Genomic DNA, 15,953 nt, shown 5'->3' on the forward strand with positions numbered 1-15,953 from the left:
GGAACTCCTCCTTATTTCTTCCTGTATATTAATGACTCGAGCAACATCTCCAAGTATTCGTCTGTATTCTCAAGCCTTTTCAATTCCTTAACTGCTTCCTCGGAAAGCTGTTTTACCTCTGCTTTTGCAGCTTCAATTCCTTTCCAGGTTACATACGTTGTCTTTTCATTTTTCTCGTCGCTGTGGATTGGTTTCCCTAACACCTCTGCCGTACTTGTCACGTCTAAAATGTCATCCTGGATTTGAAATGCCAGCCCGACTTTTTGTGCTATTGTCTCCACGCTCTTAATTTCATCTTTAGATGCACCTGCAAGAATTGCTCCGATCATCATTGAGCTTTCAATCAATGCACCTGTTTTCAAGCGGTATATAAAATCCAGCGTATCTCCTGAAATGCTCTGACCAGTACACTTTACATCTACAACCTGACCACCTATCATCCCATAAATTCCAGCTTTTTTAGCCAACACTTGAAGTGCTTGCCCTATATTTTCCGCATCTACACCTTCTATAGAAAATGCTGAAACTGCTGTCTCAAATGCATAATTCAAAAGTGCATCTCCGGCAAGGATTCCCATATCTTCTCCATAAACAACATGTGTTGTCTTACGGCCTCTACGATATTCATCATTGTCCATTGCCGGCAGATCATCGTGTACAAGAGAATATGTATGAATCATCTCCATTGCCGCCATAAACGGATAGATTGCTTCTGATGTTCCTGAAAACATACGGTATGTCTCCCACATCAGCATTGGACGTAACCGCTTACCTCCTGCCATCAAACTATATTCCATGGCCTCCATAATGATTTTTTGTTTTCCCTCTTGTTTTGGAAGATAACGCATTAGAATTGCTTCGATCTGCTCTATTCTTTTCTTCTGTTCTTCTTTAAAATTCATACGTCTCTCCTTCTTCATCTAAAACAAGCACCTTCTTTTCTACAGAATCAATTGTCTCGTTACATCTCTTTAAAAGCTGCATTCCCTCGTTGTAATACTGAAATGATTCTTCTAAAGAGCTTTCTGGATTTTCCAGATTCTTAACTACTTCCTCTAATTTTGAAAATAACTCTTCCAGAGGAATCTGTGTCTCTTTCTGTTCACCCTTCTTCTCTTCTAACATCATACTCCTCCTTATATATATCCATCACCTGTGCACGAACACGCCCATCTGTCACATACACATCAAGTACTTCTCCTTGCTTTGTATCTTTAATGCTTCTCACCGTCCGCCCTGATTTATCAGTTACATACGCATATCCTTGGTTTAATTTCTGAAGCGGTGACATTCCTTTCATTTTTTCTATATAAATTGCCAGTTTATGCCTGCTCTCTTCCAATACCGAATTCATTCTGATACGCATACGACTGTCCAAATCCGCCAGATATTGTCTTTGTTCATTCAATTTCTGACGCGGATGAGCTACTTTTAATCGAAATGCCATCTGTTCCATCTGTCGCCTGGAAAAATCTATACGCTGACCTATCTGTTGATACATTCTTCTCTTATATTCTTCACACATTATCTGAACCGAAGAAAGTTCGTATACTGCTAATTCTGCTGCCGCAGATGGTGTAGGTGCCCTCAAATCGGCAACATAGTCCGATATCAACGTATCTGTCTCATGCCCAACGGCAGAAATAATCGGAATCGTGCATTCGAAAATTGCTCTTGCCACAGCCTCTTCATTAAATGCCCACAAATCTTCCATTGAGCCTCCGCCACGTCCGACAATGATTACATCTACTTTTTGTTGTTCCATCATCCGGATTCCACGGACGATACTTGCAGCTGCACCTTCTCCCTGTACAAGTGCAGGATATAAAATCAACTGTACATAAGGATTTCTTCTCTTAGAAATATTGATGATGTCCCGCACTGCCGCTCCTGTCGGTGCTGTCACAATACCGACACTCTTCACATAACGTGGTATCGGCTGCTTGTACTCGGCAGCAAACATCCCCATCTCCTCAAGTTCTTTCTTCAAAGCCTCAAATCGTTCATATAGTGCTCCTGCCCCATCCAAGATAATCTCTTTTGCGTAAAGCTGATATTTTCCGTCTCTTTCATACACGCTTACAGAACCAAGCACGATTACATTCTGCCCTTCCTGCATACGAAAAGAAAGCCCCGACCTTGCACTTGCGAACATAACGCATGCTATCGTTCCGGACTCATCTTTCAGCGAAAAATAAATATGACCAGAAGTATGATATTTACAATTCGATACTTCTCCTTTTACATATATGTGATTCAGCATAAAATCCTGGCTAAACATATTCTTCACATAAGAATTAACTTGTTTAACCGAATAAACATTACGCATATGTTATGCCTCCTAATGTCTGCTATTATCCGATTAACACTAGTTTGCGATCTTAGCCAGCACACCATTTACAAAAGCAGGTCCCTCTTCTCCACTGAATCTCTTAGAGAGTTCTACTGCCTCGTTAATCGCCACTCCAGTCGGAACATCTTCGTCCCACTTAATCTCGTATACTGCCAGTCGCAGAATCGTAAGATCCACTTTGTTCATACGAGTTGTTTTCCATCCTTCACATTTTTCATTGATCAAATCATCGATCTCTGAAACTTTCTCTACAACTGCATGATATTTATTCTCGATATATTCTTTATCCTGCTCTGTCGCATTCTCCAGACTTGCAAAATATAATTGCAAATGTTCCGGCATCTCGTCCATCTCATTAAATTCTATCTGAAAAAGCATTTTAAATATATGCTCTCGAAGTTCTGTTCTTTTCATAACAGCTCCTTTCCACATTTTCTCTCATGTTTCTTTATTGTTACTCAAGTTATAAATAGCTGCTTATAACTTTTTATTATAACCCATTAGGTAAGAAAAAGGATGTCTGTACGACATCCTTTCTACTACGCCGCTTCTTGGAATAATCAAATTTTTATTCCTGATTATCCATCTCAACTCCAGCCACACGAATATTAATATCTGCTACTTCCAGACCTGTCATATTCTCAATTGCTGCCTTTACTTTCTCCTGCACCTTCTCTGTTACAGTCATAATGCTATAATTATACTTCAGATTTAATGCCAGTGAAACTGTCACAACGCCTTCCAGTACGTCAACCTTCACACCTTTAGACAAATTTTTCATACCAAGCTTGCTGATCAGTTCGTTTGTGATATTGCCCGCCATAGACGCAACACCTTCAACTTCTGTTGCTGCAAGTGCTGCAATGATCGCTACTACTTCATCTGCAATCTTAACTTCTCCTTTGCTGCTGTCATTGTGTATTGTATAAGTAGTTCTTTCTTCCTTCGCCATTTTTCAAAACCTCCTGTATGGTTCAATCTGTAAGTATTATACCAAATATTAGTCTATTTGCAAAGAAATTTGTCTGTTTTCTTTAAGAACGTCCAAATTCTGAAAGCTGCAGTCCCTCGTTTCTTTCCAATGTCATACGGATACTCCACTCATGCACAAATAACAATAATGGACGATCTTTCAAATCTTTAATTTTCTTCATATCTGAAGTACCAGACAATTTAGCCATGTCAATTTCATCATTTTCAATCCAGCGGATATATTCGTATGGCAGATTTTCCAGTCTGATCTCCACGTTATATTCATTTTGCAAACGATATTTCAAAACATCAAATTGCAGAACACCGACTACTCCAACGATAATTTCTTCCATTCCTGTATTATATTCCTGAAAAATCTGGATTGCACCTTCCTGAGCGATCTGATTAATACCTTTTACAAACTGCTTACGTTTCATTGTATCAACCTGACGCACTCTTGCAAAATGTTCCGGTGCAAATGTCGGAATTCCTTCATATGCAAATTTTTCTTTTGATGTTGTCAATGTATCTCCAATTGAAAAGATGCCTGGATCAAATACACCGATAATATCTCCTGCGTAAGCTTTTTCAATCATTTTACGTTCACTTGCCATCATCTGTTGTGGCTGAGACAAACGAATATCCTTTCCACCCTGCACATGATATACAGACATTCCCGCATCAAACTCACCAGAACAGATTCTCATAAATGCAATACGGTCACGATGTGCCTTATTCATATTAGCCTGGATTTTAAATACGAATGCAGAAAAATCTTTTTCTTCTAATGGATCAATCAACCCATGATCTGATTTTCTTGGAAGCGGAGAACTTGTCATTGCCAGGAAATGTTTCAAAAATGTCTCCACACCAAAGTTTGTGAGTGCAGAACCAAAGAATACTGGTGAAAGTTCTCCTTTTGAAACAAGCTCCATATCAAATTCAGCTGCGGCACCATCTAACAATTCGATTTCATCTGCCAAAGTACTTTTCGCCTCATCGCCAAGGATTTCATCAAGACTCGGGTCATCGGCACTAAGTATCTCGACTTCTCCCATACGTGTACCCTTCTGCGTATCAGAAAATAATTCCACTTCATTTTTCTGACGGTCATATACACCTTTAAACGCTTTTCCAGAACCAATCGGCCAGTTTACAGGGCAAGTTGCAATCCCCAGCTCTTTTTCAATATCATCCAAGAGTTCAAATGTATCCATCGCGTCTCTATCCATCTTATTAATAAATGTAAAGATTGGTATATGACGCATGACACATACCTTGAACAGTTTTCTCGTCTGTGCTTCAACACCTTTAGATGCATCAATTACCATCACCGCAGAATCCGCAGCCATCAAAGTACGATACGTATCTTCCGAAAAATCCTGATGTCCAGGTGTATCCAGAATATTGATACAATATCCATCATAATTAAACTGTAAAACCGAAGAAGTAACTGAAATACCTCTTTCCTTTTCAATCTCCATCCAGTCTGAAACTGCATGCTTAGCTGTTGCCTTTCCTTTCACTGAACCTGCTTGATTAATTGCACCTCCATATAACAGGAATTTTTCTGTAAGTGTTGTCTTTCCTGCATCCGGATGAGAAATGATTGCAAAGGTTCTTCTTTTCTTTATCTCATTTGTAAAATCAGACATATTATTATCTCCTATCAAACATTATCGCATATGGAGTTTATTTTATCACATTCTTTTTTCCCCCGCAATGCTTTACATTAAGAATTCGGGCTGATATATAATTTTTAGCCACTCCTCTTTTATGTTTTGATTTTATTCACTTGCATGAATTGGGCTGATCACAATATTTTCTGGCGCTATTTCAGTTTTTCTTGTTACAATATCTTCAATTTGTGCTCGATTTGCATCTGTCAGTTCGGTCGCATTTACAACAATATCTGCCGAATCTTCTGTAAGATTAACGACTGCATCCGAAAAGCCTTTTGATGACATCAATGTTTCTATCGCCATCTCCTGTTCAGATAATTCCGTCATTTTCAGCATCTGTGCAATTGCACCTTGTTTTTCTTCTTCACTGACTGCAGTACTGTCAATGATCGACTGCAGCATCTCTTTATTTTCCGAACGCACTTGTTCGCGTGATATTTTAGCCTGTGCCACAGTGGATTCCATGCTTCCGCTTGTCAAAACTGCCTCGCCCGGAGTTCCTTCCACATCTGAATCATTGCTTGCGATTTCATTGTTTCCAAGATCATCCTCAGAAATATCCAAAAGTTCCTTATTTGCCATATCTGCATTTGTCTCTTCCGTTCCACTTTTCGTTTCTCCAAATAGTTTCCCTGAATAATTCAAATATCCGGCAATTGCAATCATAACAGCCAGCGTAGTAATAATAATTTGGTTCTTTTTGAATATTTGTTTCATGTAAAAACCTCCCTTATGTATCTGTCCGTTTCATTATTTTAATCTTATGCGCTTCCACTCCAAATAATGCCCTGATTGCCTCTGTAATATTCTTCACTACGACAGCATTATCTCCACCATCTGCCACAACAAGCACTCCTGCTATTTCCGGAGTCAGTTCCTTGCTCACATATGGGATTTCCGTCCCATCGGACTGACGCTCATAAATGCTGGTTCCATCTGAACTTTTTGTTTCAGAACTATTTGTTATTCCCGCCTCATTTGTGTTTGAATCAGACTGATTGTTTATACTTTGATCTTTTTCCACGATTTTCTGCCCAGATGATTTTAAGGTAATAACAATTTCTGTTCTTCCAACCCCATCTACTGATTCCAGGACATTTGTCAGACGTTTTTCCAGATACTCCTCATAGTTTTCCAGATTTGTCTGCACATTTCTTACAGAACTTGTCTCTTGTATAGTTTTCTCTGCTTTCGAATCTTTTTTTGATACAGGAAATGCAACAATCAACAGTAAAATTCCCACAAGAAATATCAGAAGCAACTGGTTTTTTCTACTTAAATTATCTTTCCATTGTTCCAGAATCTGTTTCCATTTCCTCTCCATTTTCCCAATCCTCCGGAAGAAAATCTATAATATCTATGTTTTCAAAATAATTATCTTTTTCCATCAGCTCTCTTTTCTCCTGCTCATACTCTCGATTATTATATATCTCCCAAAAATTTTGTTCCATTCCTGTCACCTTTAAAATTGGTGTTACTAAAAGCAGGATAAGCACAAGCCCCGCAAAAAACTGAATATATTTTTTATACTCTTTTCCCGGCAGCACTTCCAAAACAGCAGTAAATATAACCAGATAACAGACCAAATTCTGAATCCATTCATAGAGCAAATCCATTCTCTTTTCACCTCTCAGGTGGCAGCTGCTGCCACTACAGCAATCGTAATCAAAAACAGCATCATTGTAGTTATAATAATCTGTAACAGCAATTCATACCCCTCACTTACACTGCTGATACAACCTGTGATCCTTGAATCAGATATCGGCTGTATCATTGCCGCAACAAGCTTATACAAAAAAGTCAAGAGTGCTGTCTGGATGATCGGCATAAGACAAATTCCAACAATCACGATTGCCCCTGCCATTCCTATTCCATTTTTAATCAATACTGCTGTTCCAAATATTACATCCGCCACACTTCCAAATGTATTCCCAATCCCCGGAATTGCTGTCAGTGATTTTGTCCATGCACTCTTCTTAAGTGTATCCATCGCAGGTCCCAGAAGTCCCTGTACAACATTCACTCCAATTACAATACCGATCAGACTTTTCAGGCTCCACTGTATTCCTTTTTTTACCAGCTCTGCGAATTCTGACAATACCTCCTCTTCCAGCATATAGTTCATTACCTGAATCATAATGTATAAATTTATGATTGGAAGCAAAAAGCGAAATACCACTATCTCTACCAGGTAGATCAGCACCAAAATAAAATTGTAAAACATCAATGCACTGCTGCTTCCCGCCGCAAACACCACCGACAAAAGATACCCAGGACAGAGTACTTTCATAAATTCCAGAATATTTTCCATTTTTTCCTCTATGCCTGATATTGCAATCCGAAACGAGTTCAAACTCATTGTGATCAAAAGCATATATAAAATATAAAAACTAATCTCCCCCACTTGTTTATTTTGCAATGCATTTGAAAAATTTGTAAATACCGCTGCTGTGATTGCAATAAAAAGAATATGTACCAAATTTGTTTTATTTGCACGAAATTCATAACTAATCTGGTCTTTTACATACGAAAGTATCTTAATTCCTGTTTCTTGAAGATTTCCTTGCATCAATGTTTCCACTATATCTTGAAAACAAATTTTTTCATCCGGAAATAACAACTTCAGATTTTGATTTATTTCAGAAAAATCCACTTCTCCCAAAATCTTATTTTTTATTTCTTCCTGTAGTATATCGCTTTGATCTTTTTCATTTTCGGCAGCACTTACATAAAAACACATATTCACACAGATAAATAAAAATAATAGTATTAAATATCCCCTTTTATTTCTCATGAAAGGAACTCCTGTATTGTCTCTAACAACGTAAGCAGAACCGGAATACCAAGGACAAGTATTGTCAGTTTACTAAATATTTCTATTTGCACGGATATTGTCTGATACCCTGCATCTTTGCAAATGCTAGAGCAAAATTCTGCAATATATGTAATTCCAATCATCTTTAACAATGTAGATAGATATACTGTATTCATATTCAAATACTGTCGGATTTCTTCAATTGCATCAACAAAAATTGTTAATCTTTCTACAATACAAGCAAAAATCAAAATACTTACCGCCACACTTATATAAATCCCATATTCTGATCTGCCATTTTTAAACTGTACTGCCATCAGCACACCTAATACTCCGACAATCCCTATCTGAACAATATTCATATTACCTTCACCTTGCTTTGCTCGACTCCTAAAATTATCTTTACCTTCCGTCCATTTTATAATGCAAATAATTGTTTCATCGTAATAAACAAGTCGTAAATATACGGCAATACCCAGGAAAGTACAAGAACAAGTGCTGCAAAACTTACAAGAAATGCCTGCTCGTCTCTGCCACTATGCTTTAGCACTTGGCTTAGAATAGACACCAGAATCCCAACTGCCGCTATTTTAAAAATTAAATTGATCGTCATGGTGTCCCTCCGTATCACAATAATATCACTACCAGAAAAATTCCTGCCATCACTCCCAGACAACTTCCAATCCGTCTTTTTGTCTCAATTCCTTCTCTCATCTTCTCAATTTCCAGTTCAAGCCGTTCAATATAAAGCTGCAGATTCCGGCTTTCTACTGCTGTGTGATTTTGTCCCAGATAGCATCCCAGTTCTTTTAATTGAATTAAATGAGACGGCTTTAGACTTAATTCTCCCAAATATTGATCAATCGTACGCATCCAAATTATAAAAAATTCATCCGCCTCCCTGTTTTCTATCTGCTTTTGCATTGCTAAAAGCCAGTTTTTGTATGGTTGTTTTACCCGCTGTGCTATCTTTCCGAATACTTCACCTATCGGTGCGACACAATATTCTAATTCCCCCTTTAATAAATAAATTAAATGCCGGATATACAACATTTTTTCCAGATAAATTTGTAATTCTTTACTGTACAAAAAACCAATCCCGCTCGTTGCAGCAATCACCAGTATACCGCCTATAATCCGCTGCATAGCAAACTCCCCCGCTCATCATAAATCGTTTTGATTTCCCCCGGATGATGCCTGTTTTCCAAAATAACATAACGTTCAAACCGACGCTTCCTTATCAGATCTCCAAGTACCGGCTTTTGCGATGCTTCCTCCATGTCCATTCCATGTACACTTGCAATTAATTTACATCCACATTGCATTGCATATTCTACCGCATGAACATCTTCACTTGTTCCAATCTCATCAATTGCAAGTACGTGTGGTGCCATTGACCGGATCAGCATGATCATTCCTTCTGCTTTGGGACAACAATCCAAAATATCTGTCCGCATTCCAAGATGATTCTGTGCCACACCAAGATAACACCCACCTAATTCTGACCGTTCATCTACTACCCCCACCGTGCATCCCCGAACATATTGATTTCCATCGGATATCTGGCGAATGATATCTCTGATCAGTGTTGTCTTCCCGCATCGTGGCGGTGATATGATTAACGTATGACATACTTCTCTGTTTTTTGTTATATACTGCATGATTGAATCTGCGCATCCGATTATTTCATGTGCAACACGAATATTCACCGAAGATATGTACTGTAGATTTTTTACTCTGTTATTTTCTAATATCACTTTTCCCATAACGCCAGCCCGATGTCCTCCCTCTATTGTAACGAATCCCTGTTTCAATTCCTGTTCGTATGCATACAACGAATATTTACAAATATAATCCATTGTCTCTCGAATTTCTTCTTTTGTTACAATATGCTTGTTTTTTGCTTTTGATGGCAGCACCATCTCTACATTTTCATACTCCACAATCAATGGCTGGTCAATACGCAGACGAATCTCTTCTAATTTTTCAAAATCTAATTCTTCATTTTCTATGATTGCTCGAATCGACTTTGCCAGGACATTTAATATTTGTTGCCTTTTTTTATTTTCCCTCATCTTGTCCACCTCTTTAAACAATATATGAAGTGGCAAAAGAATTATGACTAAAAAATATCCAGCGGACTTTTTTGTCATATATTATGAAAAAAGGCGAGGTCTGTGCTAATACACATTCCTCGCCTAAACTCTTATTTTTTAATTATTCTGCTACATCTCGCATGCTGAAGCTGAATCTTCCCATCTTATCTTTGCCCATGCAAACAACTTTTACAACATCGCCAATATTAAGAACATCTTCTACTTTGTTTATTCTCTCTTTAGAAATCTTAGAAATGTGAACCATTCCTTCTTTTCCAGGAGCGAATTCAACAAATGCTCCAAATTCCTTGATGCTTGTTACTTTACCTTCAAAAATCTGGCCTGCTTCGTAATCTGTTACGATAATGTGGATCATCTTTGCAGCTTCTTCCATCTTCTCTTTATCTGTTCCACAGATTGATACAGCGCCTTCATCTGTAATGTCAATCTTCACGCCTGTCTGCTCAATGATTGCATTGATTGTCTTTCCACGCTGTCCAACTACGTCACCAATCTTCTGTGGGTCAATCTGCATCTGCATAATCTTAGGTGCATATGTGCCTACTTCTTCTCTTGGCTGCGCAATTGCTTTATTCATAACTTCATCCAGAATGTAAGTTCTTGCTTTCTTAGTAGCTGCGATTGCTTCCTCAATAATTGCTCTTGTCAGACCATGAATCTTAATATCCATCTGGATTGCTGTGATACCTTTGTGTGTTCCGGCAACCTTGAAATCCATATCTCCAAAGAAATCTTCTAATCCCTGAATATCTGTCAGTACAAGATAATCATCATCTGTCTCACCAGTTACAAGACCTGCTGAAATACCGGCTACTGCAGCCTTGATTGGTACACCGGCTGTCATCAATGACATACTAGATGCACAAATACTAGCCTGTGAAGTAGAACCGTTTGATTCAAATGTTTCTGAAACTGTACGGATTGCATATGGGAATTCGCTTTCGCTTGGCAATACAGGCACTAACGCTCTCTCAGCCAATGCTCCGTGTCCAATCTCACGACGTCCAGGTCCTCTTGATGGTTTTGTCTCTCCTACAGAATATGATGGGAAATTATAATGATGCATATATCTCTTTGTAGTCTCTGCTTCATCCAATCCATCTAATTTCTGTGCTTCTGACAATGGTGCCAGTGTTGTCAGTGTGCAGATCTGTGTCTGTCCACGTGTAAACATTGCGGAACCATGTACTCTAGGAATCAAATCCACCTCTGCTGCCAGTGGACGAATCTGGTCGATTGCACGTCCATCCGGACGTTTATGATCTTTCAGGATCATCTTTCTAACTGTCTTCTTCTGGTACTGATAAACAGCTTCTCCGAGTACCGCAAGCCATTCTTCATTCTCAGCAAATGCTTCTTCTAATTTTTCTGTAATAACACGGATATTCTCTTCTCTTGTCTGTTTGTCATCTGTAAATACCGCATCTTCCATCTCTGCCGGAGGAACAATCTCTTTAATTGCAGTAAACAATTCTTCCGGAACTGCACAGCTCTCATATGCATGTTTTTCTTTTCCGCACTCTGCAACGATTGTATCAATAAATGCGATAACTTTCTGGTTCATCTCGTGTGCAGCAAAAATAGCCTCGATCATTTTATCTTCAGGCACTTCATTTGCACCCGCTTCGATCATGATTACTTTCTCTTTTGTAGATGCAACTGTAAGAGCAAGATCTGATACAGCTTTCTGTGCTGCTGTTGGATTAAATACAAATTCTCCATCAACTAAACCGACCTGTGTTGTAGAAATCGGTCCATCAAATGGAATATCAGAAATACTTGTTGCGATCGCAGCTCCGAGCATTGCTGTAAGTTCAGGACTACAATCCTGATCCACTGACATAACCAAATTCTCCAGTGTTACATCATTTCTGTAATCTTTTGGGAATAATGGACGCATCGGACGGTCGATTACACGACATGTTAAAATTGCATTCTCAGATGCTTTTCCCTCTCGTTTATTAAATCCACCCGGAATCTTACCCACAGCATACATTCTTTCGTTATATTCAACACTTAATGGGAAGAAATCAATACCATCTCTTGGTTTCTCTGAAGCTGTTGCTGTACACAATACAGTCGTATCTCCATAGTGCATCAGAACTGCTCCGTTTGCCTGTTTTGCAACACGATCTACATCGACTCTCAAAGTTCTTCCGGCAAGTTCCATTTCAAACTTTTTATACATGTTTGTTCTCCTTTTTATTTTATCTTTCTGAAAAGTGTCTCATCTATAATCCACTCTTCTGCTTTTTCCTTCGTTGTCAGCAGAAGTGTCCGAAACTACTGAAAAAAACAAGAAAACATTCTTACACTTTTCAGTGGTCTCGGGAACCAATCTCCTGCCCGCAATCTTTTACATTATAACATAGGTCCATTGCTTACGCAAGGGCAAAGAAAAAGCCTGATATGATTTTTCTCATATCAGACTTTTCGTTATCTCTTAGGCTTTTGAGCAACTAAAATTATTTTCTTAATCCAAGTTTCTCAATCAAAGCACGATATCTTTCGATATCAATTTTCTTTAAGTATGCAAGAAGTCCTCTTCTCTGTCCAACCATTTTCAAAAGACCTCTTCTTGAGTGGTGATCTTTTGGATTAGCTTTGAAGTGATCTGTCAGCTCGTTGATTCTTGCTGTCAAGATAGCTACCTGTACTTCCGGAGATCCTGTATCTCCTTCGCATCTTCCATATTCTGCAATAATTGCCTGTTTCTTTTCTTTAGAAATCATGTTCTTTTCCTCCTAATAAATATCTTTTATGACCGCCTGACATTAAGCAATGGTTGGAGTCATCCAATTACCGAACGTCGGCTCACAGTTATTAAATATAACATAACTCTCTTATTTTGTAAAGAAGTTTTTTCCATACAAAATATCTTTATCTACTCGTGCTTTCAATTCATCAATTGATGCAAACTTTGTCTCTGGCCGTTCAAACTCATGAAACCATACCTTTACATATTTTCCATAAGTATCTCCAGAATAATCAAACACATACACTTCCGTCAACAAATGCGGTTCATTTTCCACTGTCGGTTTAATCCCTACATTCCCAATTCCATAATATCTCGCACCGTCAATTTCAATCTCGCATGCATACACGCCAAACTTTGGTGCGATCTTATGCTCGTCCCATGCAATATTCATTGTAGGAAATCCCAATGTTCTCCCCAACTGGTGTCCGTGCTCCACGACACCCTCGGTTCCGTATAAATATCCAAGAAGATTATTGGCTAACGTCACATTTCCTTCTGCAAGTGCTTCTCTTACATAAGTGCTACTAATTTCTCTGCCCTTATACATTTCTTTTTTTATTACTTCCAGTTGATATCCACATTGCGCTGCATGTTTTTCCAGCATTACCACATCGCCACGTTTCTCATGTCCAAACCGAAAATCTTCTCCGACAACAACTACTGCTGCATGAAATTTTTCAACAAGAATCTGCAAGATAAACTGTTCTGCTTCCATTTCACGGATTTCTTTTGTAAACGGACATGCGATAAAGCAATCCACTTCTTGTTCCAGCCGTTCTTTTCTCTCATCTTTGGTGAGTAAAGAATTTCTTCCCATATCAAATGCACAAACTACACTTTGAACTTCTTCAGATGCCAACTTCTTGACACGTCCGATCAACTTTTGATGTCCACGATGAAGGCAATCAAACTTTCCCAAAGTTACTGCAGATTTTTTTTCGCTTTGATATGCATTTATGTCTGTTATATATTGCATGCTACTTTTTTAATTCCTCCTGATCCAAAAACATCTTCTCTACCACGAATTTTCGTTCATTTTCATGATAAACAAAAATGCCGATGAAATGTTGTGCCTGATCATATAATCTTATTTGTTCCCCTTCAACAAATTCTGTTGCCTTTGCTTCTTCTTTTAATTTTATCATAGACATTTTCAATTCATTTCCATTGTATGCAAGTGCTTCAAACTTTTTCATTACAATAGCTGCTTTTTTATCTGAAAACATCTCATCAATCGGAATCAATATTTCTGCAAGTTTTTCTTGTTCGCGATATGCTCTGACTTCATCAAGTTTCAAACTATCTTTTAAGTTAAAACAACTCACACGTGTACGAAGCAGTTGTTCCATACAACCACCGCAGCCCAACTCTTCGCCTATATCATGACAAAGCGTCCTGATATAAGTTCCTTTCGAGCAACTCACTTCCATCCTTACACGCGGTAATTTTACTTCCTTAATTTGAATATCTAAAATCTGAACTTTTCTTGTTTTTCGTTCTACTTCTTTCCCTTCACGAGCCAATTCATATAATTTTTTTCCATTCACCTTCAAAGCCGAATACATTGGTGGAAGCTGATCATACTCACCGATATATCCACAAATGCAATTTTTCACTTGTTCTTCTGTCAGTGCGGATGTGTCTCCCGTTTTTAACACTTCTCCTGAAATATCCTGCGTATCCGTTGTCTTTCCCAAAAGCAGTATTGTCTCGTATGTCTTGTTTTTATCAGTCAGCATATCGCAAAGCTTTGTTGCTCTACCAAGACACACCGGCAATACACCTTCCGCATCCGGATCAAGCGTTCCTGTATGCCCAATCTTTTTTTGTCCTACGATTCCTCTAAGCTTTGCTACTACATCATGAGATGTATAGCCTTTTTCTTTGTATATATTCAGAATTCCGTTTATCATGAAGCCTATTCCTTTGTGCCAATTGCTTTTAACTGTATATCGATTTCTTTCATAAGATTATTTACCACATCATGCACTGTACCTTTCATCGTACAGCCTGCCGCTTTAACATGTCCGCCACCGCCAAAGTATTTTGCGATTTTACTAACATCAACAGCATCTTTTGAGCGGAGACTCACCTTATATTCCTGATATCCTGTCTCATACATAAAAATTGCTACTTCTATCCCTGTGGTGTACCGAAGCTGACTTACAATTCCTTCTAAATCCGATGGCACTGCATCGAAAAATTCCATATCTCTTTTTGATACATAAGAAAAAATACATTTCTTGTCTAATACCATCATACTCTCAAGCAATGCTTTCCCGAGGATTTGATTTTGTACATATGTCTTTTCATAAAATGTCTTATCGATAATATCACTTCCATTTACGCCCTTACGGAGCAATTCTGCCGCCGCCTCCATTGTTTCTGGTGCTGTACAGGAATATTGGAACACTCCGGTATCATGGGCAATTCCCATATAAAGTGCTTCCGCGCAATGCAAACTGATTTTATCTTTGTCTATCAATCGATAAACTAATTCTGATGTCGAGCTTGCATCCGGAATTATCTCATTATAATCTGCAAACGCCTCATTGCTCACATGATGATCGATACATGCCGTCATCTTTGCATTCTCAAAAAGTGGTGCAGAAAACCCTAATCGTTCTTTATCTCCGCAATCCATACAAATAAAAAGATCATAAACCTTTGAATCATCAATTTCACTATGAATTTTATTTGTATCCTGAACAAAAAGAAAACGATCTGCTAAATTTTCCAGATATACATCAACCTGCAGCTTAGGATATTCTTCCTGCAAATAAAGATATAGTCCCATTACAGAACCGACACAATCTCCATCCGGACGTATATGTCCCCCGAGAGCAACCGTCTGCTTTTCTGCTAAAATTTCAGATAAAACAATACTCATGTTTATTCCTCACCTTTTTTTGTCAAATCATCTATCATCTTACTCATGTTTACTCCATATTCAATGGACTGGTCTAAAATAAATGTAATTTCCGGAGTATTTCTCATATTGATTGTTCTTGCAAGCTCACGACGGATATATCCTTCTGCACTCTGCAAGCCTTTCAACGTATCTTCCTGGGCTTTTTTATCTCCCAGCACGCTGATATACGCCTTGCAGGTCTTTAAATCCGGAGCTACTTCAACCGCTACAACGGATGTCATCGGTGCAACTCGTGGATCTTTAATCCCGCCACGCAGTATATTACTTAACTCATGATGAACTTCTGCGTTCACTCTTGTATTTTTTATACTGTTCTTTCTCATG

20 protein-coding genes are annotated in these 15,953 nt (G+C 38.4%); all 20 read right to left on the bottom strand.

Features of this window, described 5'->3' with window-relative positions; genetic code table 11:
- Positions 1-11: 11 nt before the first annotated feature.
- Complete coding sequence (locus D8Q48_RS02650) at positions 12-902, bottom strand: polyprenyl synthetase family protein (protein ID WP_117989872.1); 891 nt, start codon at positions 900-902, stop codon at positions 12-14.
- The gene (gene xseB, locus D8Q48_RS02655; protein WP_117989871.1) at positions 892-1,125 is read right to left on the bottom strand and encodes an exodeoxyribonuclease VII small subunit; all 234 of its coding nucleotides are present in this window, start codon (positions 1,123-1,125) and stop codon (positions 892-894) included. The genes D8Q48_RS02650 and xseB overlap by 11 nt, the downstream gene beginning before the upstream one ends.
- Entirely contained in the window at positions 1,103-2,329 is a 1,227-nt protein-coding gene (gene xseA, locus D8Q48_RS02660; RefSeq protein WP_121055293.1) for an exodeoxyribonuclease VII large subunit, read from the bottom strand. The genes xseB and xseA overlap by 23 nt, the downstream gene beginning before the upstream one ends.
- Positions 2,330-2,368: 39 nt before the next feature.
- Positions 2,369-2,767, bottom strand: coding sequence for a transcription antitermination factor NusB (nusB, locus tag D8Q48_RS02665; RefSeq protein ID WP_022076130.1), 399 nt, complete (start codon positions 2,765-2,767; stop codon positions 2,369-2,371).
- A 154-nt stretch (positions 2,768-2,921) separates the two neighbouring features.
- A complete protein-coding gene (locus D8Q48_RS02670) occupies positions 2,922-3,305 on the bottom strand; it encodes an Asp23/Gls24 family envelope stress response protein (RefSeq protein ID WP_022076129.1) in 384 nt (127 codons plus the stop codon).
- Positions 3,306-3,387: 82 nt separating this feature from the next.
- A complete protein-coding gene (locus D8Q48_RS02675) occupies positions 3,388-4,980 on the bottom strand; it encodes a peptide chain release factor 3 (protein WP_117989869.1) in 1,593 nt (530 codons plus the stop codon).
- Positions 4,981-5,112: 132 nt separating this feature from the next.
- The gene (locus D8Q48_RS02680) at positions 5,113-5,724 is read right to left on the bottom strand and encodes a SpoIIIAH-like family protein (protein ID WP_117989868.1); all 612 of its coding nucleotides are present in this window, start codon (positions 5,722-5,724) and stop codon (positions 5,113-5,115) included.
- Positions 5,725-5,737: 13 nt separating this feature from the next.
- Positions 5,738-6,331, bottom strand: a complete 594-nt coding sequence (locus D8Q48_RS02685) for a stage III sporulation protein AG (RefSeq protein ID WP_117989867.1) — start codon at positions 6,329-6,331, stop codon at positions 5,738-5,740.
- Complete coding sequence (locus D8Q48_RS02690; protein ID WP_117989866.1) at positions 6,288-6,623, bottom strand: stage III sporulation protein AF; 336 nt, start codon at positions 6,621-6,623, stop codon at positions 6,288-6,290. Before D8Q48_RS02690 ends, D8Q48_RS02685 begins: the two co-directional genes overlap by 44 nt.
- A 14-nt stretch (positions 6,624-6,637) precedes the next feature.
- Positions 6,638-7,801, bottom strand: a complete 1,164-nt coding sequence (locus D8Q48_RS02695; protein WP_118688540.1) for a stage III sporulation protein AE — start codon at positions 7,799-7,801, stop codon at positions 6,638-6,640.
- Complete coding sequence (spoIIIAD, locus tag D8Q48_RS02700; RefSeq protein ID WP_117989864.1) at positions 7,798-8,184, bottom strand: stage III sporulation protein AD; 387 nt, start codon at positions 8,182-8,184, stop codon at positions 7,798-7,800. The genes D8Q48_RS02695 and spoIIIAD overlap by 4 nt, the downstream gene beginning before the upstream one ends.
- Positions 8,185-8,240: 56 nt before the next feature.
- Positions 8,241-8,435 carry a stage III sporulation protein AC gene (gene spoIIIAC / locus D8Q48_RS02705; protein ID WP_022076122.1) on the bottom strand — a complete coding sequence of 65 codons (195 nt, stop codon included), beginning with the start codon at positions 8,433-8,435 and terminating at the stop codon, positions 8,241-8,243.
- A gap of 14 nt (positions 8,436-8,449) precedes the next feature.
- Positions 8,450-8,968, bottom strand: a complete 519-nt coding sequence (locus tag D8Q48_RS02710; RefSeq protein WP_117989863.1) for a stage III sporulation protein AB — start codon at positions 8,966-8,968, stop codon at positions 8,450-8,452.
- Entirely contained in the window at positions 8,953-9,897 is a 945-nt protein-coding gene (gene spoIIIAA, locus D8Q48_RS02715) for a stage III sporulation protein AA (RefSeq protein WP_117989862.1), read from the bottom strand. Before spoIIIAA ends, D8Q48_RS02710 begins: the two co-directional genes overlap by 16 nt.
- Positions 9,898-10,039: 142 nt before the next feature.
- The gene (locus tag D8Q48_RS02720; RefSeq protein ID WP_121055295.1) at positions 10,040-12,127 is read right to left on the bottom strand and encodes a polyribonucleotide nucleotidyltransferase; all 2,088 of its coding nucleotides are present in this window, start codon (positions 12,125-12,127) and stop codon (positions 10,040-10,042) included.
- A 277-nt stretch (positions 12,128-12,404) separates the two neighbouring features.
- Positions 12,405-12,671, bottom strand: coding sequence for a 30S ribosomal protein S15 (gene rpsO / locus D8Q48_RS02725; protein ID WP_022076118.1), 267 nt, complete (start codon positions 12,669-12,671; stop codon positions 12,405-12,407).
- Between the two features lie 111 nt (positions 12,672-12,782).
- Complete coding sequence (locus tag D8Q48_RS02730) at positions 12,783-13,673, bottom strand: bifunctional riboflavin kinase/FAD synthetase (RefSeq protein WP_121055297.1); 891 nt, start codon at positions 13,671-13,673, stop codon at positions 12,783-12,785.
- 1 nt (position 13,674) lies between these two features.
- Positions 13,675-14,610 carry a tRNA pseudouridine(55) synthase TruB gene (truB, locus tag D8Q48_RS02735; protein ID WP_118688542.1) on the bottom strand — a complete coding sequence of 312 codons (936 nt, stop codon included), beginning with the start codon at positions 14,608-14,610 and terminating at the stop codon, positions 13,675-13,677.
- A 5-nt stretch (positions 14,611-14,615) separates the two neighbouring features.
- A complete protein-coding gene (locus tag D8Q48_RS02740) occupies positions 14,616-15,587 on the bottom strand; it encodes a bifunctional oligoribonuclease/PAP phosphatase NrnA (RefSeq protein WP_117989859.1) in 972 nt (323 codons plus the stop codon).
- 2 nt (positions 15,588-15,589) lie between these two features.
- Entirely contained in the window at positions 15,590-15,952 is a 363-nt protein-coding gene (gene rbfA / locus D8Q48_RS02745; protein ID WP_117989858.1) for a 30S ribosome-binding factor RbfA, read from the bottom strand.
- Position 15,953: the final 1 nt, after the last annotated feature.

The organism is Ruminococcus sp. B05 (genome assembly GCF_003628495.1).
Lineage (GTDB): Bacteria > Bacillota > Clostridia > Lachnospirales > Lachnospiraceae > Schaedlerella > Schaedlerella hominis.

Coding starts and splice junctions, on each gene's coding strand:
- D8Q48_RS02650 (WP_117989872.1), bottom strand. CDS start 902: ATGAATTTTAAAGAAGAACAGAAGAAAAGAATAGAGCAGATCGAAGCA.
- xseB (WP_117989871.1), bottom strand. CDS start 1,125: ATGTTAGAAGAGAAGAAGGGTGAACAGAAAGAGACACAGATTCCTCTG.
- xseA (WP_121055293.1), bottom strand. CDS start 2,329: ATGCGTAATGTTTATTCGGTTAAACAAGTTAATTCTTATGTGAAGAAT.
- nusB (WP_022076130.1), bottom strand. CDS start 2,767: ATGAAAAGAACAGAACTTCGAGAGCATATATTTAAAATGCTTTTTCAG.
- D8Q48_RS02670 (WP_022076129.1), bottom strand. CDS start 3,305: ATGGCGAAGGAAGAAAGAACTACTTATACAATACACAATGACAGCAGC.
- D8Q48_RS02675 (WP_117989869.1), bottom strand. CDS start 4,980: ATGTCTGATTTTACAAATGAGATAAAGAAAAGAAGAACCTTTGCAATC.
- D8Q48_RS02680 (WP_117989868.1), bottom strand. CDS start 5,724: ATGAAACAAATATTCAAAAAGAACCAAATTATTATTACTACGCTGGCT.
- D8Q48_RS02685 (WP_117989867.1), bottom strand. CDS start 6,331: ATGGAGAGGAAATGGAAACAGATTCTGGAACAATGGAAAGATAATTTA.
- D8Q48_RS02690 (WP_117989866.1), bottom strand. CDS start 6,623: ATGGATTTGCTCTATGAATGGATTCAGAATTTGGTCTGTTATCTGGTT.
- D8Q48_RS02695 (WP_118688540.1), bottom strand. CDS start 7,801: ATGAGAAATAAAAGGGGATATTTAATACTATTATTTTTATTTATCTGT.
- spoIIIAD (WP_117989864.1), bottom strand. CDS start 8,184: ATGAATATTGTTCAGATAGGGATTGTCGGAGTATTAGGTGTGCTGATG.
- spoIIIAC (WP_022076122.1), bottom strand. CDS start 8,435: ATGACGATCAATTTAATTTTTAAAATAGCGGCAGTTGGGATTCTGGTG.
- D8Q48_RS02710 (WP_117989863.1), bottom strand. CDS start 8,968: ATGCAGCGGATTATAGGCGGTATACTGGTGATTGCTGCAACGAGCGGG.
- spoIIIAA (WP_117989862.1), bottom strand. CDS start 9,897: ATGAGGGAAAATAAAAAAAGGCAACAAATATTAAATGTCCTGGCAAAG.
- D8Q48_RS02720 (WP_121055295.1), bottom strand. CDS start 12,127: ATGTATAAAAAGTTTGAAATGGAACTTGCCGGAAGAACTTTGAGAGTC.
- rpsO (WP_022076118.1), bottom strand. CDS start 12,671: ATGATTTCTAAAGAAAAGAAACAGGCAATTATTGCAGAATATGGAAGA.
- D8Q48_RS02730 (WP_121055297.1), bottom strand. CDS start 13,673: ATGCAATATATAACAGACATAAATGCATATCAAAGCGAAAAAAAATCT.
- truB (WP_118688542.1), bottom strand. CDS start 14,610: ATGATAAACGGAATTCTGAATATATACAAAGAAAAAGGCTATACATCT.
- D8Q48_RS02740 (WP_117989859.1), bottom strand. CDS start 15,587: ATGAGTATTGTTTTATCTGAAATTTTAGCAGAAAAGCAGACGGTTGCT.
- rbfA (WP_117989858.1), bottom strand. CDS start 15,952: ATGAGAAAGAACAGTATAAAAAATACAAGAGTGAACGCAGAAGTTCAT.